Source organism: Rhizobium sp. BG4 (genome assembly GCF_016864575.1).
Classification (GTDB): domain Bacteria; phylum Pseudomonadota; class Alphaproteobacteria; order Rhizobiales; family Rhizobiaceae; genus Rhizobium.
The window spans coordinates 436,802-461,591 of the sequence record NZ_CP044125.1 but is presented as its reverse complement, the minus strand read 5'-3'; the positions used below and the strand labels follow the sequence as shown (position 1 = coordinate 461,591).

General features: G+C 63.1%; 22 protein-coding genes and 2 pseudogenes. 18 read left to right on the top strand and 6 right to left on the bottom strand.

Annotation, left to right across the window (positions count from 1 at the left end):
* Nucleotides 1-4: 4 nt before the first annotated feature.
* The 3 genes from nrdR to F2982_RS02500 are packed head-to-tail and all read left to right on the top strand — an operon-like array spanning nucleotide 5 to nucleotide 2,388.
* Nucleotides 5-481: a transcriptional regulator NrdR gene (gene nrdR / locus F2982_RS02510; protein WP_112718761.1), complete on the top strand. Its 477-nt coding sequence runs from the start codon at nucleotides 5-7 to the stop codon at nucleotides 479-481.
* Between the two features lie 3 nt (nucleotides 482-484).
* Nucleotides 485-1,768, top strand: coding sequence for a bifunctional diaminohydroxyphosphoribosylaminopyrimidine deaminase/5-amino-6-(5-phosphoribosylamino)uracil reductase RibD (gene ribD, locus F2982_RS02505; protein ID WP_203429133.1), 1,284 nt, complete (start codon nucleotides 485-487; stop codon nucleotides 1,766-1,768).
* On the top strand, nucleotides 1,768-2,388 hold the full coding sequence (locus tag F2982_RS02500; protein WP_203429132.1) for a riboflavin synthase: 621 nt from the start codon (nucleotides 1,768-1,770) through the stop codon (nucleotides 2,386-2,388). Before ribD ends, F2982_RS02500 begins: the two co-directional genes overlap by 1 nt.
* On the opposite strand, the gene F2982_RS02495 is transcribed toward F2982_RS02500, so the two are convergent.
* From F2982_RS02495 to F2982_RS02485, 3 genes are all read right to left on the bottom strand, one after another.
* Nucleotides 2,351-2,884, bottom strand: coding sequence for a GNAT family N-acetyltransferase (locus F2982_RS02495; protein ID WP_203429131.1), 534 nt, complete (start codon nucleotides 2,882-2,884; stop codon nucleotides 2,351-2,353). The two genes, F2982_RS02500 and F2982_RS02495, sit on opposite strands and share 38 nt — an antisense overlap.
* Before the next feature lie 18 nt (nucleotides 2,885-2,902).
* The gene (locus tag F2982_RS02490; RefSeq protein ID WP_203429130.1) at nucleotides 2,903-3,406 is read right to left on the bottom strand and encodes a cupin domain-containing protein; all 504 of its coding nucleotides are present in this window, start codon (nucleotides 3,404-3,406) and stop codon (nucleotides 2,903-2,905) included.
* 111 nt (nucleotides 3,407-3,517) lie between these two features.
* Complete coding sequence (locus tag F2982_RS02485; RefSeq protein WP_112718756.1) at nucleotides 3,518-3,880, bottom strand: hypothetical protein; 363 nt, start codon at nucleotides 3,878-3,880, stop codon at nucleotides 3,518-3,520.
* A gap of 335 nt (nucleotides 3,881-4,215) precedes the next feature.
* On the opposite strand from F2982_RS02485, the gene ribH reads away from it, so the two are divergent.
* From ribH to F2982_RS02470, 3 genes are all read left to right on the top strand, one after another.
* Complete coding sequence (gene ribH, locus F2982_RS02480; RefSeq protein ID WP_130282710.1) at nucleotides 4,216-4,677, top strand: 6,7-dimethyl-8-ribityllumazine synthase; 462 nt, start codon at nucleotides 4,216-4,218, stop codon at nucleotides 4,675-4,677.
* Nucleotides 4,674-5,156: a transcription antitermination factor NusB gene (gene nusB / locus F2982_RS02475; RefSeq protein WP_112718754.1), complete on the top strand. Its 483-nt coding sequence runs from the start codon at nucleotides 4,674-4,676 to the stop codon at nucleotides 5,154-5,156. Before ribH ends, nusB begins: the two co-directional genes overlap by 4 nt.
* Before the next feature lie 200 nt (nucleotides 5,157-5,356).
* Complete coding sequence (locus F2982_RS02470; RefSeq protein WP_199628792.1) at nucleotides 5,357-7,498, top strand: sodium-translocating pyrophosphatase; 2,142 nt, start codon at nucleotides 5,357-5,359, stop codon at nucleotides 7,496-7,498.
* A gap of 78 nt (nucleotides 7,499-7,576) precedes the next feature.
* On the opposite strand, the gene F2982_RS02465 is transcribed toward F2982_RS02470, so the two are convergent.
* Entirely contained in the window at nucleotides 7,577-8,101 is a 525-nt protein-coding gene (locus F2982_RS02465) for an outer membrane protein assembly factor BamE (RefSeq protein WP_112718752.1), read from the bottom strand.
* 190 nt (nucleotides 8,102-8,291) lie between these two features.
* Here F2982_RS02465 and F2982_RS02460 point away from each other — a divergent pair.
* The 7 genes and pseudogenes from F2982_RS02460 to F2982_RS02425 all read left to right on the top strand — a co-directional run bounded on the left by F2982_RS02460 (nucleotide 8,292) and on the right by F2982_RS02425 (nucleotide 14,479).
* Nucleotides 8,292-8,881 (top strand): annotated as a pseudogene (locus F2982_RS02460) (ubiquinol-cytochrome C chaperone family protein).
* Nucleotides 8,882-8,891: 10 nt separating this feature from the next.
* The gene (locus tag F2982_RS02455) at nucleotides 8,892-9,446 is read left to right on the top strand and encodes a DUF177 domain-containing protein (RefSeq protein WP_112718750.1); all 555 of its coding nucleotides are present in this window, start codon (nucleotides 8,892-8,894) and stop codon (nucleotides 9,444-9,446) included.
* Between the two features lie 103 nt (nucleotides 9,447-9,549).
* Nucleotides 9,550-10,596, top strand: coding sequence for a phosphate acyltransferase PlsX (plsX, locus tag F2982_RS02450; RefSeq protein ID WP_112718828.1), 1,047 nt, complete (start codon nucleotides 9,550-9,552; stop codon nucleotides 10,594-10,596).
* A 19-nt stretch (nucleotides 10,597-10,615) separates the two neighbouring features.
* Nucleotides 10,616-11,587, top strand: a complete 972-nt coding sequence (locus F2982_RS02445; protein WP_112718749.1) for a beta-ketoacyl-ACP synthase III — start codon at nucleotides 10,616-10,618, stop codon at nucleotides 11,585-11,587.
* 110 nt (nucleotides 11,588-11,697) lie between these two features.
* Nucleotides 11,698-12,036, top strand: coding sequence for an integration host factor subunit alpha (locus tag F2982_RS02440; protein ID WP_112718748.1), 339 nt, complete (start codon nucleotides 11,698-11,700; stop codon nucleotides 12,034-12,036).
* Between the two features lie 110 nt (nucleotides 12,037-12,146).
* Nucleotides 12,147-12,740: a MerR family transcriptional regulator gene (locus F2982_RS02435; protein ID WP_112718747.1), complete on the top strand. Its 594-nt coding sequence runs from the start codon at nucleotides 12,147-12,149 to the stop codon at nucleotides 12,738-12,740.
* A 341-nt stretch (nucleotides 12,741-13,081) separates the two neighbouring features.
* Complete coding sequence (locus F2982_RS02425) at nucleotides 13,082-14,479, top strand: GMC oxidoreductase (RefSeq protein WP_246777496.1); 1,398 nt, start codon at nucleotides 13,082-13,084, stop codon at nucleotides 14,477-14,479.
* Between the two features lie 67 nt (nucleotides 14,480-14,546).
* Here F2982_RS02425 and F2982_RS02420 read toward each other — a convergent pair whose 3' ends face one another.
* The gene (locus F2982_RS02420; protein WP_112718745.1) at nucleotides 14,547-14,864 is read right to left on the bottom strand and encodes a DUF1236 domain-containing protein; all 318 of its coding nucleotides are present in this window, start codon (nucleotides 14,862-14,864) and stop codon (nucleotides 14,547-14,549) included.
* 78 nt (nucleotides 14,865-14,942) lie between these two features.
* Nucleotides 14,943-15,164, bottom strand: a complete 222-nt coding sequence (locus F2982_RS02415; RefSeq protein WP_112718744.1) for a hypothetical protein — start codon at nucleotides 15,162-15,164, stop codon at nucleotides 14,943-14,945.
* Nucleotides 15,165-15,469: 305 nt separating this feature from the next.
* Between F2982_RS02415 and bcsN the strand changes: the two genes are divergently transcribed.
* The 5 genes and pseudogenes from bcsN (at nucleotide 15,470) to F2982_RS02390 (ending at nucleotide 24,760) form a co-directional block, all read left to right on the top strand.
* Nucleotides 15,470-16,474: a cellulose biosynthesis protein BcsN gene (bcsN, locus tag F2982_RS02410; RefSeq protein ID WP_203429127.1), complete on the top strand. Its 1,005-nt coding sequence runs from the start codon at nucleotides 15,470-15,472 to the stop codon at nucleotides 16,472-16,474.
* Between the two features lie 52 nt (nucleotides 16,475-16,526).
* Nucleotides 16,527-18,728, top strand: coding sequence for a UDP-forming cellulose synthase catalytic subunit (gene bcsA / locus F2982_RS02405; protein WP_112718827.1), 2,202 nt, complete (start codon nucleotides 16,527-16,529; stop codon nucleotides 18,726-18,728).
* The gene (locus F2982_RS02400; RefSeq protein WP_203429126.1) at nucleotides 18,728-21,280 is read left to right on the top strand and encodes a cellulose biosynthesis cyclic di-GMP-binding regulatory protein BcsB; all 2,553 of its coding nucleotides are present in this window, start codon (nucleotides 18,728-18,730) and stop codon (nucleotides 21,278-21,280) included. Before bcsA ends, F2982_RS02400 begins: the two co-directional genes overlap by 1 nt.
* Complete coding sequence (locus tag F2982_RS02395) at nucleotides 21,277-22,323, top strand: glycosyl hydrolase family 8 (RefSeq protein ID WP_203429125.1); 1,047 nt, start codon at nucleotides 21,277-21,279, stop codon at nucleotides 22,321-22,323. The genes F2982_RS02400 and F2982_RS02395 overlap by 4 nt, the downstream gene beginning before the upstream one ends.
* Nucleotides 22,320-24,760 (top strand): annotated as a pseudogene (locus tag F2982_RS02390) (cellulose synthase). The gene F2982_RS02395 and the pseudogene F2982_RS02390 overlap by 4 nt, the downstream one beginning before the upstream one ends.
* Nucleotides 24,761-24,790 lie beyond the last annotated feature (30 nt).

Below are 24,790 nucleotides of genomic sequence, written 5' to 3'. Positions count from 1 at the left end.
GCGCATGCGCTGCCCATTCTGCGGATCGGAAGACACACAGGTCAAGGATTCACGCCCGGCGGAGGACAACACGTCCATCCGCCGCAGGCGTATCTGTCCCGATTGCGGCGGCCGCTTCACGACCTTCGAGCGCGTGCAGCTGCGCGAGCTGATGGTCGTCAAGAAGACCGGCCGCAAGGTGCCTTTCGACCGTGACAAGCTCGTGCGCTCCTTCGAGATCGCGCTGCGCAAGCGCCCGGTCGATCGCGACCGCATCGAACGCGCCGTCTCCGGCATCGTCAGGCGTCTGGAAAGCTCCGGTGAGGTCGAGATCGGTTCGGAGGCCATCGGTCTTCAGGTTCTCGAAGCGCTGAAGAGCCTGGATGACGTCGGCTTCGTCCGCTACGCCTCGGTTTATCGCGATTTTTCGCATGCCGAAGATTTCGAGAAGGTCATTTCCGAGATCAACGCCAAGATCGGCCGCGATACTCTGGACAGTTGAGCGATGACATCAACATCAGACGATGAACGTTACATGGCCGAGGCTATAAGCCTCGGCCTTTTGCATCTTGGGCAAACCTCCACCAACCCCTCCGTCGGCTGCGTCGTCGTCAAGGACGGCGAGATCGTCGGCCGCGGCACGACGGCTGTCGGCGGCCGTCCGCATGCCGAGCCGCAGGCGCTGGCCGAGGCCGGGGAGAGGGCAGAGGGCGCCACCGCCTATGTGACGCTCGAGCCTTGTTCGCATTTCGGCAAGACGCCGCCCTGCGCCAACGCGCTGATCGCCTCCGGCGTCGCCCGCGTCGTCATCAGCGTCACCGATCCCGATGAGCGGGTCTCCGGCCGCGGCATCGGCATGCTGCGCGATGCCGGCATCAAGGTCGATATCGGCGTGCTGGAGGATGAGGGCAGGCGCTCGCTCGCCGCCTATCTCACCCGGCAGACGAAGAAGCGGCCCTATGTGACTCTCAAACTTGCAGTTTCCGCCGACGGCATGATCGGCCGCCGGGGCGATGGGCAGGTGGCGATCACCGGGCCCGCCGCGCGCGCCGAGGTGCAGAAGTTGCGCGCACAGTCGGATGCCATTCTCGTTGGTATCGGTACGGCGATTGCCGATGATCCGGAACTGACGGTGCGGATTGCGAGGCAGGAGGATCGCTCGCCGGTGCGGATCGTGCTCGATCCGGCATTGTCGCTGCCGGTGACGGGGAAGCTTGCGCGGACGGCTCGGCAGGTGCCGGTGATCGTTGTGGCGCGGGAAGAGGTGTCGGATCTGGCCGTCGTCGAGGGTTCACCCCCCTCTGCCCTGCCGGGCATCTCCCCCACAAGGGGGAGATCGACCCGCGGACGGCACCTCCCCAAGCAATGGATGTTAAAGCGAGCGGTGGCTCCCAGCCAATCTCCCCCCTGTGGGGGAGATGCCCGGCAGGGCAGAGGGGGTAACCCACCCACCAGCACCGAAGATGATCTCGACTCCCGTCGCACCGCCCTCGAGGCCCTCGGCGTCGAAGTCCTCTACTGCAATCCCTATCACCCGGAAGTCCTGCTCCCGGCGTTGGCATCGCGCGGCATTTCCTCGTTGATCGTCGAAGGCGGTGCCCGGACCGCGAAACTCTTCCTCGATACCGGTCTCGTCGATCGCATCCAGCTCTATCAGGGCGATGTGGTGATCGGCGCCGATGGTATTGAATCGCCGGTCACGAAGACCGATATGCCATCCGGTTTCGCCCACAGGGGCACATTTTCATTCGGCTCCGACCGGATGGACGAATACGAAAGAGAGCTTTGATGTTCACCGGCATTGTCACTGATATGGGCACGATCGAATCCGTTTCCCCGATGAACGAGGGCGTCAAGCTGCGCGTTGCGACGAGCTATGATCCGGCGACCATCGATATGGGCGCCTCGATCTCGCATGCCGGCGTCTGCCTGACGGTCACCGGCCTGCCGGACGAAGGCAGCAACGGCCGCTGGTTCGAGGTCGAAGCCTGGGAAGAGGCGCTGCGGCTGACGACGATCGCCGGCTGGAAGGCCGGAAGCCGCATCAATCTCGAGCGCTCGCTGAAGATCGGCGACGAGCTCGGCGGCCATATCGTCTCCGGCCATGTCGACGGCAAGGCGGAAATCCTCTCCGTGACGGCCGAAGGCGACGCAACGCGCTATCGCCTGCGCGCACCGGAACATCTGGCAAAATTCGTGGCGCCGAAGGGCTCGGTCGCTCTCGATGGCACGTCGCTGACGGTCAACGCCGTTGACGGCGCGGATTTCGACGTGCTGCTGATCCGCCACACGCTCGAGGTCACGACCTGGGGCGAGCGCAAGGCAGGCGACTTCGTCAATTTCGAAGTCGACACCATGGCCCGCTACGCCGCTAGGCTTGCCGAGTTCCCTGCCGCGAAAACAGAATGATCTCACCGTTGTAATCGGTGTGGGTGACCTCGCGGAAGCCGAGCTTTCCCGCAAGGCGGATCGACGGCGCGTTTTCCGGCGAGATGATGCAGGTCATCTCCATGTCGGGAAAGCGTTGCTCGGCCCAGCCGATCATCGCCTGCAGCGCCTCGCTCGCATAGCCGCGGCCATGGAAGTGCGGCGAGAGCGCCCAGCCGGTTTCCAGCGTCCCCTCGATCGACGGCGTCATTTCGCGGCGGGTTTCGAGAAAGCCGCATTCGCCGACGAAGCGGCCGGTTTCCTTTTCCTCGATGGCGAGAAAGCCGAAGCCCATATGGTGCCACATGCCGGTGGCGCGCAGCAGCCGCGCCCAGGTCTGTTCGCGCGTGCTCGGAACGCCGGTGATATGGCGCACCACGTCTTCATCAGCCCAGAAGGTGACGTAGGCCTCGAAATCGGTTTTCCGGTGCGGGCGCAGGATCAGGCGCTCCGTCTCGATCGTCGGAATATTCAGCATTGAAAATCGCTTTCTGTCTTATGCGCCGGGTTCGTTGTGCCAGTAGTCGAGGCTCTCGTCCGAGCGGCCGATGACCCGGAAGCTCGGATAGCCGCCATCCTTGCGGGTCTTCGCCAGGAACTTACCGGAATCGGGATATTCGACGATCTCCGTCGGCGACATCGTCGAGACGCCGATATAGATCAGCGGCTCGCTCCCCGTGTTGAGGATCTGATGCGCGGTTTCGGGGCCTCCTGCCGGCGCGCCGAGGACCGATCCCTTGGAGATCGCATGCCGCTCGGCGCCGAAGCGGTATTCGCCGCTGCCCGAAAGCACGATGAACAGCTCGTCTTCGACATGGTGATTGTGGAACGGACAGCCCGACTTGCCCGGAGGCACTTCGTTATAGCTGACGCCGAGATTGGAAAGGCCGAGAAGCTTGCCGAAAGAAATGTCGGTGCCTTCGTAAAGCGTGCCCTGCGTCCAGTGCTCGAGTGCGAGCGTGGTGGGGTCAATCACCGGCTTGGTTGTTTCTGATGGCATGTCTCGTCTCCCTTTGAGGGCGCAACAGACCATCATTCGCATGCAATTTTCAAGAGTAGGGGCAGGATAAATGGACGGGCGGCGCGTGAGGAACGCGCCGCCCGTCTGCTGTTAATCGGTATAGATCGTGATGCTGCCATCCGCCGCCTGTTCGGCGTTGATGACATTGCTGACGCTGACGCCCTGATCCGCGAGCTTGCGGGTAAGGCTCTTGTTGGCGTCGATCGAGGCCTGGATTTGATGGACTTCCTGGGCGTCGCGTACCGGGGCAGAGCGCGGGCCGAACTGGTCCATGCTGTCGATATTGCGCCAGTCCTGATATTGCTGGACGGCGAAGTCGTTGCCCTGGAACGTACGCAAGGTGTGCTCGATCCCGGAGGCGGAGTTCATACTCAGGTTTTCCGCACGGCTGACGCCGACGAAGGCGAGAGAGGAGAAAGCGGAAACGATGGCAATCTTAGCAACGCGGTTCATGGTAGTGTCCTTTCATCTGCTCTGACGGTCGGCTGTCGTGCAGGGGATCGTCTGCGTTACGAGAAAGGAATTGGGGCGCAAAACCTCTCCCTTCAATGGGCTAAGTCACTGAAATCGCGTTAATTATTCTTCACGTTTGCTGCCTTCTTTTCGCCATGATCGAGGCGGCCGGAGGCCGTCCTTGATGCAGTGCAGCATAACCTGCCGCTATATGCTTGCAGTGATTTCAGGATTTGCATTTCAGCCATGATCGGAATTTGCTTGCCATTCGTGCGTAGGCGTGTTTTGACCGCGGCCTGCTGCACGGCTGAACTCTCTAAAACCGAAGGTGAACCATGGCCCGGGATGATGCTCCCCATATTTTGATCGTCGAAGCACGCTTCTACGATGACATGGCTGACGCCCTTCTCGAGGGCGCGACCCACGCGCTGAAGGAAGCCGGTGCCACGTTCGACGTCGTCACCGTTCCCGGTGCGCTCGAAATTCCGCCGGCCATTGCCATGGCGCTCGACGGGGCAGACAATGGCGGCGTGCTGTATGACGGATTTGTCGCCCTCGGCATGGTCATTCGCGGCGAGACCTATCATTTCGATATCGTCTCCAACGAATCCTCGCGTGCAATAATGGATCTGGCGGTCAGCGAGTCCCTTGCCATCGGCAACGGCATCCTGACGGTCGAAAATGACGAGCAGGCTTGGGCCCGCGCCCGCCGCTCCGACAAGGACAAGGGCGGCTTTGCTGCCCGTGCAGCTCTCACGATGATCGAGCTGAAGAAGAAACTGGGTGGGCTTGAATGACCAACGAAACTCCGGAGCGCCAGGTAAAGTCGGCCAATCAGCGGGGTGCTGCGCGTCTCGCTGCCGTACAGGCGCTCTATCAGATGGATATCGGCGGCACCGGCGTGCTGGAAATCGTCGCCGAATATGAGGCCCATCGCCTCGGCCAGGAAATTGACGGCGAGACCTATCTGAAGGCCGATCCGTCCTGGTTCCGCTCGATCGTATCGGGCGTGGTGCGCGAACAGCGCCGCCTCGATCCGCTGATCGCCTCTGCCCTGCAGGACGACTGGGCGCTGTCGCGTCTCGACAGCACGGTCCGCGCCATCCTGCGCGCCGGTGTCTTCGAACTGACCGATCGCAAGGACGTTCCCGTCGCCGTCATCGTCACGGAATATATGGAAATCGCCCAGGCCTTCTTCGAAGACGACGAGCCGAAGCTGGTCAATGCCGTTCTCGATCGCATTGCCAAGCAGGTACGCGGCGACACCAGGAAGTAAGCTTCCTCCGTCCTCCATCGGACCAAATCGCTCAATCCATTGTGCTGCAAGGGTTCTAGGCCCTTGCGGTCTTGACGTCGTGTTTTCCACCAAGCAATCTCCGCACGCAAAGCTAGAGCGTTTCTGAGGAGAGAAGACGATTCGGCTGCTTGCGTGGCCGGGCGGAGGAGTGTTCCGGCACTTTTGGAGGAAAGAGCGAAATGACCATTCTTTTATGCGTAATCGCATGCGGTCTGCTCTCGGTGGTCTATGCCATCTGGGCAACCCGTTCGGTGCTGGCCGCCGATCAGGGCAATAGCCGCATGCAGGAGATCGCGGGCTATATCCGCGAGGGCGCGCAGGCCTACCTCACGCGTCAGTACAAGACCATTGCCATTGTCGGCATCGTTGTTTTCATTGCAGCATGGCTGCTTCTCTCCGGCACGGCCGCGATCGGTTTCCTGATCGGCGCCGTACTCTCCGGTGCCGCCGGTTTCATCGGCATGCACGTTTCGGTCCGCGCCAATGTGCGCACGGCCCAGGCTGCTTCCCACAGCCTCTCGGCAGGTCTCGACATCGCCTTCAAGTCGGGCGCCATCACCGGCATGCTCGTTGCCGGTCTGGCGCTGCTCGGCGTCTCTATCTACTATTACATCCTGACCGGCGTGCTCGGTCATGACACCGGCTCGCGCGAAGTCATCGATGCGCTGGTCGCACTCGGCTTCGGCGCCTCGCTGATCTCGATCTTCGCCCGTCTCGGCGGCGGTATCTTCACCAAGGGCGCAGACGTCGGCGGCGACCTCGTCGGCAAGGTGGAAGCCGGTATTCCGGAAGACGATCCGCGCAACCCGGCAACCATCGCCGATAACGTCGGCGACAATGTCGGCGACTGCGCAGGCATGGCGGCCGACCTTTTCGAAACCTATGCGGTCTCGGTTGTCGCCACCATGGTTCTCGCGGCGATCTTCTTTGCCGGTGCGCCGATCCTGCAGTCGGCGATGATCTATCCGCTGGCGATCTGCGGCGTCTGCATCATCACCTCGATCATCGGTACCTTCTTCGTCAAGCTCGGCTCGAACGGCTCGATCATGGGCGCCCTCTACAAGGGCCTCATCGTCACCGGTCTGCTGTCGATCATCGGCCTTGGTGCAGCAACTTCGCTGACCGTCGGCTGGGGCTCGTTGGGTATGGTCGCCGGGCATGACATTACCGGCACGAACCTCTTCATCTGCGGTCTTGTCGGCCTCGTCGTCACGGCGCTGATCGTCGTCATCACCGAATACTATACCGGCACAGGCAAGCGCCCGGTCGTCTCGATCGCCCAGGCATCGGTCACCGGTCACGGCACCAACGTCATCCAGGGCCTCGCGGTCTCGCTGGAATCGACGGCGCTGCCGGCGGTCGTCATCGTCGGCGGTATTCTCGCTACCTTCCAGCTCGGCGGCCTGTTCGGCACCGGTATTGCGGTGACCGCGATGCTCGGCCTTGCCGGCATGATCGTCGCGCTCGATGCCTTCGGGCCGGTTACGGACAATGCCGGCGGTATCGCCGAAATGTCCCACCTGCCGCCGGAAGTGCGCAAGTCGACCGACGCGCTCGATGCCGTCGGCAACACGACGAAGGCCGTCACCAAGGGCTACGCGATCGGTTCCGCCGGTCTCGGCGCGCTGGTTCTCTTCGCCGCCTATTCGAACGACCTGCAGTATTTCGCGGCTCACGGCGACCAGTATCCGTACTTTGCGGGCATCGGCACGATCTCCTTCGATCTGTCGAACCCCTATGTCGTCGCCGGCCTGCTGTTCGGCGGCCTGATCCCCTATCTCTTCGGCGGCATCGCCATGACCGCCGTCGGCCGTGCGGCCGGCGCGATCGTCGAGGAAGTGCGCAAGCAGTTCCGCGAGAAGCCGGGCATCATGCAGGGAACCGAGAAGCCGGATTACGGCCGCGCCGTCGACCTTCTGACCAAGGCGGCGATCCGCGAGATGATCATCCCGTCGCTGCTGCCGGTGCTGGCGCCGATCGTCGTCTATTTCGGCGTGCTGCTGATCTCGGGCTCAAAGGCCTCGGCCTTCGCCGCCCTCGGCGCCTCGCTGCTCGGCGTGATCATCAACGGCCTGTTCGTCGCCATCTCGATGACCTCGGGCGGCGGCGCATGGGATAATGCCAAGAAGTCCTTCGAAGACGGCTTCGTCGACAAGGACGGCAATCGTCACATGAAGGGTTCGGAAGCCCACAAGGCATCCGTCACCGGCGATACCGTCGGCGATCCCTACAAGGATACAGCCGGTCCGGCCGTCAACCCGGCGATCAAGATCACCAATATCGTTGCTCTCCTGCTGCTCGCGGTTCTCGCCGGCATGTAAGGGAAGGGAAGGACTGAAACGAAGAAACCCGCCGGATCGCTCCGGCGGGTTTCTTTATTGTCTGATGCGTTCCAGTGCTTACTGGATGCTGGCCGGGTTCTGCGGGTTGCCCTGCGGCGTACCGAACAGGCTCTTTGCCGCGCTGCCCGCGCCGCCCTGGAGAACCTGCTGAAGGAAGGTCAGCTCGCGGCCGCCGGTCGGCGTTACGCGCGAGATCGTGTCGAACACCTTGCCGTCCTGCAGCGTGTAGTTGGCGCGGCGTGCCACGACGCCGTCCTTGTCGAAATAGATGGCGAGAACGCTCTGATCGACCACCCTGAGCTTTTGGTAGGCGATCGAGCGCGTGCGCTTCTGCGAGATGTAATAGAAGACTTCGTTGTCGAAGGTCGCCGTCGTCGAGGGCGTGCCGAGCGACAGGAGAACCTGTTCGCGGCTCGAACCTTCGGGTACGAGGTTCAACGATTCCTGATCGACGACATAGCCGCCGTTCAGCACGGTGCCGGTCTGGCAACCGGTCAGTCCTGCTGAGGCAATCATGATGGCAATGGCCGCGCTGCTGAAGAACTTTACGTCAGACTTGAAATACCGTTTCTTCAACGACATCTACTCCCCTTGAGTATCGGTAGGCGGCTTTTGACCATGCGAAGCACCGCTGATGCAAAACCTTTGTGGCCTTTCCGGGGTCGAATTCTCCCAATTCGCCGCGTCGCTGCCCTGAAAGGGCGCTGTCCCGAAAGTGGCCACCTTCGGCATTGCAATTCGCGCCTGCTTCGGTAAACCAGCTTTCGAATTCATGCAACACGGCCCACGCAACTCCGCGTGAAGAATGAGGCATTTCCGGAAAAAACAATGATCTTCGGGCTCTTTCGTAAGAAAAACAACAATCAGGCGATCGTCGAGCGGCAGTATTCGACGCTGACGTCGGCCGCCCGCACGCCCGAGTTCTACGAAAGCATGGATGTGCCCGACACCGTCATGGGCCGCTTCGAGATGCTTTCGCTGGTGATGATCCTATTCTTCCGCCGCACGCGGGCCTCCGGCACCAGCGGCCAGGAGATCGCCCAGGAGATCGTCGACGCCTTCTTTCAGGATATCGACTATTCGATCCGCGAGCTCGGCATCGGCGACAACAGCGTGCCGAAGCGCATGAAGAAGCTGGCGGGCATGTTCTACGGCCGCCTCGAAGCCTATTCCAAGGCGATGGATGCCGGTGACAGCGAAGCACTCTCCACGGCGCTGTCGCGCAACATTCACCCGAAGGCGGAAGCTCCGGCCGACATGAGCGCGCTCGCCGCCTGGATGTTCAAGGCCGAAGCGGCACTCTCGGAGCAGTCCGAAGATCAGATAGCGACCGGCTCGGCGACGCTGCCGGACGCGGCCTGAGGAGGAAGACATGAAACATCAGGACGACGCCATTCCCTTTTCCTATCTGGTAAAGGTCGGCCATATCTCGGCCAATCCCGTCGAGGTGCGCCTCGAAGCCGACGAGAAGGAGCGTAAGGCGCTCGCCGAGAGCTGGAACATTCTCTCCGTCGATGAGCTGCGCGCCGAGCTGCAGGTCAACCGCTGGAAGAAGGACGGTATCCGCGTCAAGGGCAGGGTGCATGCCCGCATCGTACAGGCCTGTGTCGTGACGCTCGAGCCCGTTATCTCGGATATCGACGAGCCCTTCGAGCAGATCTTCGTGCCGGAAAATTCCAAGCTTGCCCGCCGCCCGGCCAATGATGCCGGCGAGATGGTGCTCGATCCCGATGGTCCGGATCTGCCGGAACCCTTCACTGGCGACAGCATCGATGCCGGCGCCGTGGTGACCGAATTTGCCGCGATGGCGATCGATCCCTATCCGCGCAAGCCCGGCATCGAATTCAACGGGCATATCGAGGACGATGGCCAGAACGACAAGAAGCCGTCGCCATTCGCTGCGCTCAAGGACTGGAAGAAGGACTGAATACCCGTTGGGTATTTGACACAATTCAGTTGTAAGCGATGGGAAAACCGGTATTTTGGCCGAAATTTCGCCTCCCCCGGCGAAAAAGAAGGATCAGGGACGCGTGATCAGAATTTCTCTCGACCTCATGGGCGGCGACTTTGGTCCCCAGGTTGTCATCCCAGGTGCCGCCAAAGCGTTGGAGCGGCATCCGGATATTTCCTTCGTTTTCTACGGGTTGAAGGAAGAGTGCGAGCCCGTTCTCGCCAAGTTCCCCAAGGTCGCAGCCAAGTCGGTCTTCCATGACTGCGAGGTTGCCGTGCGCATGGACGAGAAGCCGAGCCAGGCGCTTCGCCGCGGCCGCTACGTCTCCAGCATGTGGCGGACCATCGAAGCCGTGAAGTCGGGCGATGCCGATGTTGCGGTGTCGGCGGGCAATACCGGCGCGCTGATGGCGATGTCGAAATTCTGTCTGCGCACCATGGCCAATATCGAACGCCCGGCGATCGCCGGCATCTGGCCGACCCTGCGCGGCGAGAGCATCGTTCTCGATATCGGCGCGACGATCGGCGCGGATTCGCAGCAGCTGATGGATTTCGCCCTGATGGGCGGCGCCATGGCGCGCGCGCTTTTCGAAATCGAGCGCCCGACCATCGGCCTGCTCAATGTCGGCGTCGAAGAGATCAAGGGTCAGGAAGAGGTCAAGGAAGCGGGCCGCCTGCTTCGCGAAGCCAATCTTGATTCGCTCGAATATTCCGGCTTCGTCGAAGGCGACGATATCGGCAAGGGCACGGTCGACGTCGTCGTCACCGAAGGTTTCTCCGGTAATATCGCGCTGAAGGCCGCCGAAGGCACGGCAAAGCAGATCGGCACCTATCTACGTGCAGCGATGTCGCGCACGCTGATGGCCAAGATCGGCTATCTGCTGGCGAAAAGCGCTTTCGACATGCTGCGCGAGAAGATGGACCCGAGCAAGGTCAATGGCGGCGTGTTCCTCGGCCTGAACGGCATCGTCATCAAGAGCCATGGCGGCGCCAATGCCGAAGGTATCGCGGCCGCGATCGAAGTCGGTTACGACATGGCCAAGAATGGCCTCAATCAGAAAATAGAAAACGATCTCAAGAAATATCATGCCAAGCGGCAGCCGCCCATCGGGCCGGAAGCTGCGTGAGCGACGGGGTTTAGCAAGAATGATCCGTTCAGTGGTTCGCGGGTTCGGAGCCGCACTTCCGAAACGCGTAATGACCAACCGCGACATGGAAGATGTCGTTGACACGTCGGACGAGTGGATCGTCCAGCGTACCGGCATCCGCCAGCGCTATGTCGCAGGCGAGGGCGAGACGACGTCGTCGCTCGGCGAGCAGGCCGCGCGCGCAGCACTCGACAATGCAGGCCTGACGCCCGCCGATATCGACCTGATCATCTGTGCGACCTCGACGCCTGACAACACATTCCCGGCAACTGCGGTCAACATCCAGAACCGTCTCGGCATGAGCCATGGCTTCGCCTTCGACGTTCAGGCCGTCTGCACCGGCTTCGTCTATGCCGTCACCACGGCTGACGCCTATATCCGCGGCGGCCTCGCCAAGCGCGTTCTCGTCATCGGCGCGGAGACCTTCTCGCGCATTCTCGACTGGAACGACCGCACCACCTGCGTGCTCTTCGGCGATGGCGCCGGCGCGCTGGTTCTCGAAGCCTCCGAAGGCGAGGGCAAGACCTCGGATCGCGGCGTTCTGACCGCGCATCTGCGCTCCGACGGCTCGCACAAGGACAAGCTCTTCGTCGATGGCGGCCCGTCGAGCACCGGCACCGTCGGCAAGCTGCGCATGGAAGGCCGCGAAGTCTTCAAATATGCGGTCGGCATGATCACCGACGTCATCCAGGCGGCATTCGACGCCACCGGCACGACCTCTGACGATCTCGATTGGCTGGTCCCCCACCAGGCAAATCGACGCATCATCGATGGTTCGGCCAAGAAGCTGAACATCGCCCCAGAAAAGGTCGTCATCACCGTCGATCTGCATGGCAACACCTCGGCGGCTTCCATTCCGCTGGCGCTTGCCGTTGCAGCCGGTGACGGACGCATCAAGAAGGGCGATCTCGTCATGCTCGAGGCCATGGGCGGCGGCTTCACCTGGGGCGCCGTGCTGCTGCGCTGGTAGTGCTGCAAATCGCAAAAAACTGACGACGAACAAGAGCTTGACCGTAAGGCGCAAGACAAATAGTCTTTGCTCGCTTTCATAAGATATTTTGCAGCTTGGGCGGGGAAACCATGACCGGAAAGACAGTGACGCGAGCAGACCTGGCGGAATCAGTTTTCCGGAAGGTTGGTCTCTCTCGAACAGAGTCCGCCGAACTCGTCGAAACCGTCATTGACGAAATCTGCAACGCCATCGTCCGCGGAGAGACGGTCAAGCTCTCCTCCTTCGCGACCTTCCAGGTGCGCGACAAGAACGAGCGTATCGGCCGCAACCCGAAGACCGGCGAAGAAGTGCCGATCTCGCCGCGCCGCGTCATGACCTTCAAGGCGTCGAACGTCCTGAAGACCCGGATTCTCAAGGCTCACACGCTGCGCAAGGTCAAGCAGAAGCCTGCAAATCCGGCCTCCTGAGCCCGTTCCATCGGCTCTGCCTAATCGATAAATCATTGATGTCATTGCCCGCGAACTGTGGGAACCCGAAGACGTGACTTGAATTCGGCGGTTCAAACCGTTGAAATATGATGAGTCGCGGATTGGACCGCCACCGAGGTCGCGTAGGGAGTAGGACGTTGGACAAGAGCCCTGATGCTTTTCGAACCATCAGCGAAGTTGCGGATGATCTTGATCTGCCGCAGCACGTCTTGCGCTTCTGGGAAACTCGTTTTCCGCAGATAAAGCCGATGAAGCGTGGCGGCGGACGCCGTTATTATCGCCCTGAAGATGTGGATCTGCTGAAGGGCATCCGTCATCTGCTCTATGATCACGGCTACACGATTAAGGGCGTGCAGAAGCTCCTGAAGACCAACGGCAACAAGTTTGTCGTCTCCGTCGCCCATGGCGATCTCGCAAGCGTGGAGGCGCTGGCGGCGAGTTCCAAGGATGGCGGCGGCTCTTCGTCCTCCGAACCCCGCGTCAGCATGGCCGATGAAGACCAGCTCGTCGGCCGCGCCAAGGCGCCGATCACCCGCCGCTTCTTCAATTTCGTCGCTGGCGAGGATGAGCAGGGCGAGGTCTCGATCGGCAAGTCGAGCGTCGGCAAGGAAGACCGCGCGCTGCTCCAGGAAGCGCTCTACGACCTCCTGGAATGCAAGCGCCTGCTCGATCAGGTACGCTGACTGAAGTCGCTTTTGCCCTTGTTTCAATGGCCCTTGCTTCTAGCTAACTCCCCGTAAGGCATCCGGCACGGGGAATTCTGGATGATTATAGACGGCGCTGCCCGGGCATTACCTTCATCTGACATATGCATCGTCGGTGCCGGTCCGGTCGGCCTTTCGCTGGCTTTCCGCTGCGCCGAACGCGGTCTTTCCGTAGCGATTGTCGAGGCAGGTTCCGCTGACGGCAGTGGTGGCGATATCGCACCCGGTCCCGTCCATTTCACCAACGGTCATCACGTCGAAAGCGCGGCCTCGGTCGCAAGTGGCATCGGCGGCACGTCGCGGCTTTGGGCGGCCGCTGCGTGGCACTCGATCCGCTGGATTTCGGAAGGCGCAGCCACGTCCCGATGTCGGGCTGGCCGATCCCGGCTGACGCGCTGCAACCCTACTATCCCGATGCCCTGAATTTTCTCGGCTGCGATCCCAGGGCTTCGGTGATGAAGTCGCGAGTCGAAGGCGACGTGCGAATGGATTCGCTGGAGCATTGGGCGCCGGAGCCTGATCTCGGCGGCAGATATCGCGAGCGCCTGGTCGCCGCCGCCGGTATCACGGTGATCACCAATGCGCGCGTCAGCGCCATGATGGTCTCCGGCGATGGAGATATCGAGGGGCTGGAACTGCTGACATCGGAGGGCCGGAGGGACCTGCGGGCCGGCCGCTACGCACTCGCGGCAGGCGGTCTCGAAAACACCCGGCTTTTGCTGGCCGCGCAGGAGAGGCATCCGGAGAAATTCGGTGGACGGGAAGGACCGCTCGGACGCTTCTATGCAGGACATTTGACCGGCTATCTCGGCGTCATCGAATTCAACAATGTCGAGACCGAGGACCTGCTCTGGTTTCGCAAGGCGAGCGGCGGCGATATCGTTCGCCAGCGCCTGATGATCGATCCCCCGGTGCAGGCGGCGAACGGATTGCTCAATGCCGCCTATTGGCTGGAGAGCCTTTCGATCGCGGATCCCAGCCATGGCAGCGGCGCGCTGTCGCTGGTCTATCTGATCTTCGCGCTGACCGGCCTCTACCCGCGCATTGCCCGTGGCCTGGCGCCTGCTACGTCGATCACGCCGCAGCGCCTCTACCGCGCCCACTGGCGCAACATCCGCAACGATGTCGCCGTTATCCCGGGTGCGGCGCGGACGCTATTCGACATGCTGCTGCGGCGCTTCCGGCGGGCGGCGGGCGCGGTGCGCAATCCGCGCCGCCGCTATCTGCTGCGCTATCACGCCGAGCAGGCGCCGAATGCCGAAAGCATCGTCCGGCTACGGACGCAAGTCGAGGGGAAAGCGGCCGGTCTCGAAATAGACCTGCGGTTCGGCATGCAGGATTTCGATTCCATCGTCCGCTCCCACGAGATCATTGATCGGTGGCTGCGGCGCGAGAAGCTCGGTCATCTCGATTACATCCACCGCTGTGACGAGCGGCACGATGCCGTCAGGGATCAGGCACTCGACGGCTACCACCAGATCGGCTCGACCCGCATGTCGGATGATCCCGGCAGCGGCGTGGTGAACGCCGATTGTCGGGTGCACGATGTCGGCAATCTCTATGTCGCCGGCAGCAGTGTCTTTCCGACGGGTGGACAGGCCAATCCGACGCTGCCGGCCATCGCTCTGGCGCTGAGGCTTGCCGATCACTTGGCCAGTTTGGCGAGTGATGAAACGCCGTCGAGCGAGCGGAAGGTCGTGGAAACAGTGTCCTCATGAACGAGGAAAGGGGCGGGACCTCCAGGTCTCGCCCCTTTCTCTCCGCGGTCTTGTGACACACGCCGGTCTACTCGAGAACCTGGATGACGCGGTGCGTCTGCGGTTCCACGATCACACGGCGGTCATTGACCACGGTATAGGCATAGCCATCCATATTGGGGACGGTATGGACTTCGACGGTATCGGGCAGTGTCGTGCCGACGACCACATCGCCATCATAGACGACCGAAGGCGTCTGCTGCTCCATCACATAGGTGCGGACTTCGCCCGGAAGGACGATCGCACCGGTGGGAGCCGGATCGGTGACGATTACGGTGCTCTGCGCGAAGGCAGCAGAGCTAACCGTCAGCAGTGCGGCGGCCGTGGCCAGCATGATCTTGCGCATGGGATAAACTCCTTTTCCTACCCAGCCGTCATGGAAACGTGGCGGAAAGTTCGTTGTTCCCAAATCAGCCGCCCGATCTCAGCGGGCGGCAAGCTCTACGCGCATCATCGCGAGCAGCGTATCGTAGTCCTGGATGCCGTCGAAATAGAAGCGAATGACACTGCGGGCGACATCCAGCGCCTCCACACTCTGCTTGTGAAGCTGGCGCTCGGCCGCCACCGTATCGAAGACGGCCTGAAGCACATCGACCTCTTCGGGCGCGACCGGATCGTGTATCCCGCGTTCTGTCACCGCGTTCATTCACTCCTCCACTCTTCCTCCTGCCATATGTCAATGTGCGAGCGGCAGGGGCGCATTTCAACCGGCAAGCGCAATGATAGTAATTGAGTCCTTACTAAAACGGATGGCGCATCCGCGGCTTAGCCTTTCCCGATGGTCGCTGCTGAGACCTTTTGCCCGCGATCTCTGCGTATCCCGTTAATAAGTGATTAACCATAAGCGGCGTTTATTCCATCCTGAATGCTGGCGGCTTGTTGATTCGAGAAACCGCTGGGCGAATTTTCCCGTTTTGGGGAACAGGAAAGACGATAACGGCGGCTCCCTGAATGCGTTTGCTGAATCTGATATCGATCGTTGCGGTGGCGGGCGTAATGGCCGGCTGCAGTACAACGAGCGGCAGCGTCAAGCAGCCGTCCGGCCCGGAAGCCATTGCCAGCGAAAAGGCGCTGGTCATGCCGCCGCCCGGCGGGCCGTCGATCGTCAGCGTCGTCGAGACCAAGCGCGGCAATGGCGTCGAGCAGACGCTGTCGCTCTTCACGTCGTCCTCGGTTCCCGGCCAGAATTTCATGAAGGTGCAGTTCCTGGGCGCCAGCGGCTCCAATCCGGATACCGGAAGCGCCGGCTACAGGATGTTCAGCGAAACCGGCATGTCGCGCGAAGCCTTCGCTTCCGTGCCCGGCGTTGCCATGGCGCGCAACACGACCTTCCTGCAGAACAGCTACGGCCCGTTCTCCTACGCTTCCGGCCGCAGCCGCGGTGGCGATACCTGCATCTATGGCTGGCAGCAAATCCGCTCCAGCCGCGCCGCGCATACGCAGACCCGCAATTTCGGCATGATCCAGGTGAAGCTCCGGCTTTGCGATGCCCGCGCCAGCGAGCGCCAGCTGCTCGCCGTCATGTATGGCTACACGATCACCGGCACGCTGAACGGCGAAATCTGGAACCCCTACGGCGACGTTCGCGGCGCCGACCCGACGCTCGGTCAGACCGGCACGCCGATCTATCCGGATGAGGGCGGCTATCGCCAGATGTCGATGCCGCTCGGTTATGAACCGGCGCCGCAGGCTGTCAACCGCGCCACCGTGCGCCGTGCCGTCGTCACGCGGCCACAGCCCGCCGTGGCACCGCAGCCGGTCGTGCAGCAGGCGCCGCCCGTCGGGCCGCGCGTGCCGCTGCCGGATGCGCCGCAACAGAGCTCGCAGATGGTTGCTCCGGGCAGTCCCGCTCAGCCGGCGGCTCCGGCACAACAATCCGCGCGGGCAGGCGGTGTCGCCGTGCCCTCGCCAGACTGCATAGGCGATGCGGCCATGACGGCCGCCTGCCGGAGATAGACTTGCATGCCCGGGCCTCATGGCCCGGTTCTGTCATTTCGAAGGAACGTCGATGCATAAGGCCCGAAGCATCCTGATATGGGCGGTTGTCTCGCTCTGCACGATTGCGCTGATCACGCTGCCGGTGAACCTGCAGACCCAGCTCATCGCCAGCATCACCGTCGTCACCATCATGGCGATCATCAAGGTGATGAAGGGCGAGGGGACCTGGCGCCTGATCGCGCTCGCCTTCGGCACGGCGATCGTTCTGCGCTACGTCTACTGGCGCACGACCAACACGCTGCCGCCGGTCAATCAGCTGGAAAACTTCATCCCCGGCCTGCTGCTCTATCTCGCCGAAATGTATTCGGTGGCGATGCTGGCGCTCAGCCTTTTCATCGTCGCCACCCCGCTGCCGCCGCGCCCGTCGCGTGCCGCGCGCGAGGAGCGCTTCCCGCATGTCGACGTCTTCGTTCCCTCCTACAACGAAGACGCCCACCTGCTTGCCAACACGCTGGCGGCCGCCAAGGCGATGGATTATCCGAAAGAGAAGCTGCATGTCTGGCTGCTCGATGACGGCGGCACGCTGCAGAAGCGCAATTCCAACAAGCTCGTCGAGGCACAGGCCGCAGTCGCGCGTCACGCCGAACTGAAGCAGCTCTGCGAAGATCTCGACGTCAAATATCTGACGCGCGACCGCAACGAGCATGCCAAGGCCGGTAACCTCAACAACGGCATGAAACACTCGACCGGCGAACTGATCGCCGTCTTCGACGCCGACCACGCGCCGGCCCGCGACTTCCTGCTGGAGACCGTCGGCTATTTCGACGACGACCCGAAGCTCTTCCTGGTGCAGACGCCGCACTTCTTCATCAATCCCGACCCGCTGGAGCGCAACCTGCGCACCTTCGACAACATGCCGAGCGAGAACGAGATGTTCTACGGCATCATCCAGCGCGGTCTCGACAAGTGGAATGCCGCCTTCTTCTGCGGCTCCGCAGCCGTTCTCAGCCGCAAGGCGCTGGAGAGCCAGGGCGGCTTCTCCGGTATCAGCATCACCGAGGACTGCGAGACCGCTCTGGCGCTGCATGGCACCGGCTGGAACTCGATCTATGTCGACAAGCCGCTGATCGCCGGCCTGCAGCCCGCCACCTTCGCGAGCTTCATCGGCCAGCGCAGCCGCTGGGCGCAGGGCATGATGCAGATCCTGCGTTTCCGCTTCCCGCTCCTGAAGCGCGGCCTGACGATCCCGCAGCGTCTCTGCTACATGTCGTCGACGCTGTTCTGGCTGTTCCCGTTCCCGCGCACGATCTTCCTCTTCGCGCCGCTCTTCTACTTGTTCTTCGATCTCGAAATCTTCACCGCGTCGGGCGGCGAGTTCCTGGCCTATACGCTGGCCTACATGCTCGTGAACCTGATGATGCAGAACTATCTCTACGGTTCGTTCCGCTGGCCGTGGATCTCGGAGCTCTACGAATATGTGCAGACGGTCCACCTTCTGCCCGCCGTCGTCTCGGTCATGCTCAATCCGCGCAAGCCGACCTTCAAGGTCACGGCGAAGGACGAGTCGATCGCCGTCAGCCGGCTGTCGGAAATCAGCCGTCCGTTCTTCGTCATCTTCGCGGTGCAGATCATCGCCTTGATCATCACCATCTACCGCATCTATGCCGAGCCCTATAAGGCCGATGTGACGCTCGTCGTCGGCGGCTGGAACATCATCAACCTGATCATGGCCGGCTGTGCGTTGGGCGTCGTCTCCGAGCGCGGCGAGCGCTCCTCGTCGCGGCGCGTGCGCGTCAACCGCCGCTGCGAGCTCGGGGTCAACGGCAAATGGTACACGGCCTCGATCGAGGACGTCTCCGTCCACGGCGCCCGCCTGCATGTCTTCAACAAGCAGCTCGATCAGATGACCGTCGGGGCCGAGGGCGAAATCCGCTTCCGCCCCTATAGCGGCGCCGATCTCGAAACCCTGCCGCTCATCGTCCGCAACATGGAGCCTTCGGGCGACATCACCATGGTCGGCTGCCAGTATGTTCCGAAGAACGCTCTCGACCACCGCCTGATCGCCGACCTGATGTTTGCGAACTCCGACCAGTGGACGCAGTTCCAGCAGAGCCGCCGCCGCAACCCGGGCCTCATCCGCGGCACCATCTGGTTCCTCGGCCTGTCCTTCTATCAGACCAGCCGCGGCCTGGTGTATTTCTTCCGCAGCATGCGGCCGGAGCGCGAGGCGCAACAGCAGCAACAGCAACAGACGGCAAAGGCGAACGGCTGATGAAGAAGCTTGCCGCTGCCTCCGCTCTGCTTCTCAGTGCCTCGGCGATCGCCTATGCGCAGACCGCGCAGGCGCCCGCACCCTTCGACATGTCCGGCGAGCGTCCGGCCGGCCTGCAGCCGATGGTGCCGCGCATGACGGTTCCGGCCCAGCAGCCGGCGGCAGCTCCTGCGCAGCCGGCGCCGGTTCCCGCCGCACCTGTCCCAGCCGCACCCGTCGCTGCGCAACCTGCACCCGTTCCTGCCGTTCCGGCAACGCCGCCGGTCCTGTCGCAGCCCGCGGCCGCTCCGGCACCTGTCCCGGCATCCCCGGTTCCCGCGTCGCCCGGCGCCGCACAGCAGCCCGCAGCGCAGCCGCAACAGACGCCTGCGACGCCGGATGCGGCAGCCACCGCCCGTGCAGCCGGCAACGTCGTGCGCTATGTCGTGCCTGCCGCCAAGTTCGGCCTGGAAGGCGAATATGACCGCAAGTCCTGGTCCGTCTATCTGACGCCCGAGCAGGCGGCCGCACCGGCAAAGTTCAACTTCGCCTATCAGAACTCGATCGTCGTCGCCCCCGAGGCCTCGCAGATCACCGTGCTGATCAACAACCGGCCGGTCGGCCAGCAGCAGGTGGGCTCGCCCGACAGCCAGTCCTCCGTCAGCTTCGACGTGCCGCGCGGGCTGCTGCAGCCGGGCGCAAATCTGCTGACCTTCGAGACCAACCAGCGTCACCGCACCGATTGCAGCATCCAGTCCACCTATGAGCTGTGGTCGAATATCGATCCGTCACAGACCTATTTCAGCTTTGCAGGGCAGGATGCCGCGCGCCTGTCGAGCACCGATGCGATCCGCGCAATCGGCGTCGATGGCGCGGGCAAGACCGAATTCGATCTGCTGGTCCCGGCGCTCGAGCAGCCGGGTACGACGAAGCCGCTGCTGCGCCTGACGCAGGGCCTGTCCGTTCTCAGCGGCATGCCGAACCAGACTTTCTCCTTCAGCGCCGATCGCCTGCCGACCGGTGGTGCCGGTAAGCTCACCGTTCTCGTCGGCACGCCGGCCGAGCTCGCGCCTTACTTCCCGGCGCTGCCTCCGGCCGTCCAGTCCGCCCCGCTCGCCACCTTCGCGACCGATCCGCGGACGGGCTCGACGGTACTCTTGATCAGCGGCCCGTCCTGGCCGGCGATCTCGCAGGCGATCGATACGATCGTTCAGCCCACCGACCGTTCGCCCGATGTACGCCGTGACGTGCTGACGACGCAGCGCTGGACGGCGCCGGATGCGCCGCTGCTTTTCGAGGACACGCGCCTCAGCTTCCAGAAGCTCGGCGTCAAGACCACCGAATTCTCCGGCCGCCGCTTCCGCACCGATTTCAACGTCGCCGTTCCCGCCGATTTCTATGCCAATGCCTATGGCGAAGCGACCGTGCTGCTCGATGCCGCCTATACGGAGAACGTGCTCCCCGGCAGCCATATCGACATCTATGTCAACGGCAACATCGCCTCGACCGTGCCGATCACTTCGACCGGCGGCGGCATCCTGCGCCATCTGCCGATCCGCGTCACGATGCGGCATTTCAAGCCGGGCCTGAACGAGCTGGCGCTCGAAGCGATCCTGCAAACCAAGGAAGACGCCGCCTGCGCGCCCGGCTCGACGGCCGGTGGCACGCCGCGTTTCGCGCTCTTCGATACGACCGAATTCCACATGCCGGATTTCGCCCGCGTCGGGCAGCGGCCGAACCTCGCGGCGATGGCCGGCACTGCCTATCCCTATGGGCGCCTGACCGCGCCGATGCCGCTGTTCCTGGACCGCGCCGATGCCGATACGCTCTCCGCTGCGGCAACGCTGCTCGGCCAGATGGCGAGCATGGCCGGTCACCCGATCGATATCGAAACCTCGGCCTCGCCGAGCACGATCGGCGACCGCGACGCGATGTTCATCGGCTCGATCTCGCAGCTTCCGGCAACGGCGCTGTCGCAGGTCAATGTCGCGACCGCCAGCCAGGCCTCGTGGCGTCCCGTGCCTGATACCGGCGCAGCAGCACCCGACACCAACGCCGCCTTCGACGAATGGCGTTCGAAGGTCAGCGGCGGCGCCTGGAAGGGGCAGGTCACCGCCTTCCAGGAATGGATGCGCCGCAACTTCGACATTTCGCTGAGCTCGCTGCAATTCGTGCCGGGCGCCGAAGAAGTCTTCGCCCCGTCGAATGTCGCAACGATGATGGTGGCGCAGGGCACGAGCCCTGAAGGCAACGGCACCTGGACGCTGGTCACCGCACCCTCGGCAAAGGATCTGCGCGAAGGCGCCGAAGCGCTGACCTCTCAGGCCAACTGGCCGCAGATATCAGGCCACATCACCACCTATTCGTCGAAAACGGGCAAGGTCGAAAGCGTCCCGGTGACGCGCTTCGATTTCGTGCCGTCGCAGACCTGGACGATCGCCAACTATCGCCTGATCGCCGCCAACTGGCTGTCGACCAACATTCTCTCCTACGCCTTCCTGCTGGTCGTCCTGTCGATGCTGATCGGCGTCGCGACATCGAGCATGCTCGGCAGACTGGGACGAGGAAAATGAGGGGGATCGCGACGCGGCTGATGGCGGGCGTCGTTGCCCTCAACCTGCTGTGGCAGCCAGCCGCGGCACAACAGGTTCTGGTCGCTCCTCAGGCCTGGGCGGCCTACAAGACGCAGTTCCTCGATCAGACCGGCCGTGTCATCGACAATGGCAACGGCAATATCAGCCACAGCGAAGGGCAGGGCTATGGCCTGCTGCTTTCCTACCTCGCCAACAGCCCCTCCGATTTCGAGCAGATCTGGTACTTCACCCGCACCGAGCTCTTGCTGCGCAATGACGGGTTGGCGGTCTGGAAGTGGGATCCGAATTCCAAGCCGCACGTAACCGACATCAACAACGCCTCCGACGGCGACCTCTTGATTGCCTACGCACTGGCGCTTGCCGGTGCTGCCTGGAAGAAGCCCGAATATATCGAGGCGGCCGCCAAGATGGCGCATTCGCTGCTGACCGAAGCCGTCGTTCAATCCGGCGGCCGCACGCTGCTGATGCCCGGCGTTGAAGGTTTCATGCCGCCCGGCCGCAAGGATGGTCCCGTCATCAACCCATCCTACTGGATCTACGAGGCGCTGCCGGTCATGGCGCTGCTGGCGCCCTCCGACCAGTGGCAGAAGCTCAACGACGATGGTCTGGCGCTGTTGCGCAGCATGCAGTTCGGCCCGCGCAAGCTGCCGGCCGAATGGGTGAGCCTGGCGCGCATGCCGGCACCTGCAGAGGGCTTCGATGCCGAGTTTGCGTATAACGCGATCCGCATCCCGCTCTATCTCGCGCGGGCCGGTGTGACCGACGCCGAGCTCTTCGGACGGCTGCAGCAGGGCATGACGGTGGACGGGGCTCCGGCCACCATCGATCTCACCACTGGTAAACCGAAAGCCGCGCTTTCGGATGCTGGTTATCGAATTGTTAACGATGTTGTGGCCTGTGTGGTGCATGGTGCGAAACTGCCAGAATCAGCTCTGCAGTTCTCGCCAGCGCTCTACTATCCGTCCACCCTCCAGCTGCTCGGGCTGGCATTCGTTGGGGAGAAACATCCGGAGTGTCTGTGAAGTCCTCTCTCGTTGCAATTTCCGCGGCAGTCGTCGTGGCTGGTGTCATTACCGGCCTGAAGGATCGCGCGGCGCTACAGCAGCGCTTCGGGATTGGTGAAGAAGACAACGCTCCTAACCTGATGCTGATGGAGCGCATCAAGGGTCCGGATGCGCCGGCTGACCCGAAGATCGACGTTCAGGCGATCACCGACCGGCTGCAGGCTGCAGCGCCCGTTCTGACTGCCCAGACGCAGGCGCAAGGGCAGGGACAGGCGCCGGTTTCGGCCGTTCCGCCGGTCACCGTGACACCGGCCGCACCGGTCAATGCCGATGCTGCTCCGGTCGAGACAGCACAGCAGACGCAGCCCGTACCGGCAACAGCTGCTGCGCAGCCGCAGAGCCAGGCCCAGGGGCAGCCGAAGGTCGATGAAAGCGCGCTGCGCTATTTCGCCAGCCGCGGCGACAAGGTGCGTCTGCAGGCTGAAATCTCCCGTCTTCAGGCGCTCTATCCGAACTGGGTTCCCCCGGCCGATCCGCTGGCCGTGCCGCAAAGCGGCGACAAGCAGCTCGAGACCATGTGGCAGCTCTATTCCGAGGGCCGCTATGCCGAGCTGCGTTCGGCGATCGCCAACCGGCAGACCGCCGAGCCCGCCTGGCAGCCGCCGGCCGACCTGCTCGACCGCCTGGATGTCGCCGAAGCCCGTGCGCGGCTGATCAATGCATCCGATCTCAAGCAATATGCGACCGTCGTCGATATCGGCGCCGCAACGCCGAGCCTGCTGACCTGCAGCGATATCGATGTCCTCTGGCGCGTCGCCGAAGCCTTCGTCGATACGGACCGCCAGCAGCGCGGCATCGACGCTTATACCTATATCCTGAAGAACTGCACCAATCCGCAGGAGCGCCTGGCGACCATCCAGAAGGCCGCAGCCGTGCTGCCGTACCAGCCGATGCAGTCGCTGTTGGCGCTCGAACAGCCGGCCGTCAGCGGCGCGCGTGAATTCGACAGCATTCGTGACGACCTTGCCCGCCGCTTCCTCGCCGAAGGCAATGCCGACAACAAGCTGACGATCGCTGCCGATTACATTTCGCGCGTCGAGCGCCTTGCCGAAGCCCAGGGCGAACCGGCCGATGCGCTGCTGCTCGGCTGGTACCAGCTGCGCCGCCAGAATGCGACCGATGCCGAAAAATGGTTCCGTGCCGCCCGCACCAAGGAAGACAGCGCCTCGGCCTCTGAAGGCCTCGCGCTGGCGCTGGTCGATCGCAAGGCGCCACAGGAAGCCGAAGACGTCATGTTCAAGTGGCGCAACGATTCCAAGGACGCGATGGACACCTATCTGGCTGCCACCGCCAACCTGATGGCGCTGCAGCCCCGGCCAACATTACCGAGGACGTGCTCGGCCGCATGGCGACCGAAATCATCGCCCAGAAATACGTGCCGACCGCCCAGCAATATGGCTGGTATGCCCGTTCGCTCAATCAACCGCAGACGGCCGCGCGCTGGTTCGAAACGGCGTTGCGCTGGAAGCCCGATGACGAGCCTTCCGCCTATGGCCTGGCGATCACCCGCGAGCAGCTGAACGACCGCAAGGGCGTTGCCGAAGTCCAGAGGCTCTGGGCCGGCCGCTCGCAGCGTATCGCTACGCTCGACGACACCTCGTCGCTGACGCCGAACGCCTCCGCGCCGCTGCCCGGCCCGACCCAGGCGCCACAGACCAATGCGCCCGTCGCCGTCGCGCCCACGCCGCAGCCGGTGCAACAGCAACAGTACCAGCAGGCGCCCCAGCAATATCAGCCGGCGCAGCAGCAGTATCAGCCCGTGCAACAGCAGCAGGCCTACCAGCAGCCGGTTCAGCGCCAGCGCACGCAGGTTGCGAGCTACGATGCCGAGCCGTCCCGGCCCGCCGCCGTTCAGCAGACGGCACGCGCCCCCCGCGGCTGCGCCACGACGATCGATGCCAGCATGCTGAGCCCCGGCGATGCGCTGACCCGCGGCTGGTGCCTGATGGATCTCAACCGCCCGATGGAAGCGATTGCCGCCTTCGAGACGGCGCTGAAGAGCCCGGCGCGCCAGAACCGCGAAGATGCTGCCTACGGCCAGAGCCTCGCCTATCTGCGCGCCGGCCTGTCGAACAACGCTGCCGTCTCCGCAACCCGCGCCCCACAGAACCGCCAGCGCGCCGCCGAGCTGCAGGTCGCCATCCTCGCCGACCGCGCGCTCTCGGCCTATGGCGCCAAGCGCTATCGCGAAACGCTGATCTATCTCGACCAGCGCGCCCAGCTGAAGCAGGAAACCATCGACCTGATGGTCTTGCGCGGCTACTGCTACTTGAACCTCAAGATGTATGGCGATGCCACCCGCGTCTTCGAGGCGGCGGCTGCGACCGGCAGCAAGGACGCCAATCGCGGCCTCGCCAATGTCCGCGAGGCGACCCACCCGGATGGCCGCTACTGACCTTGGCAAGCGCCGCTGCCACGGTTAGAC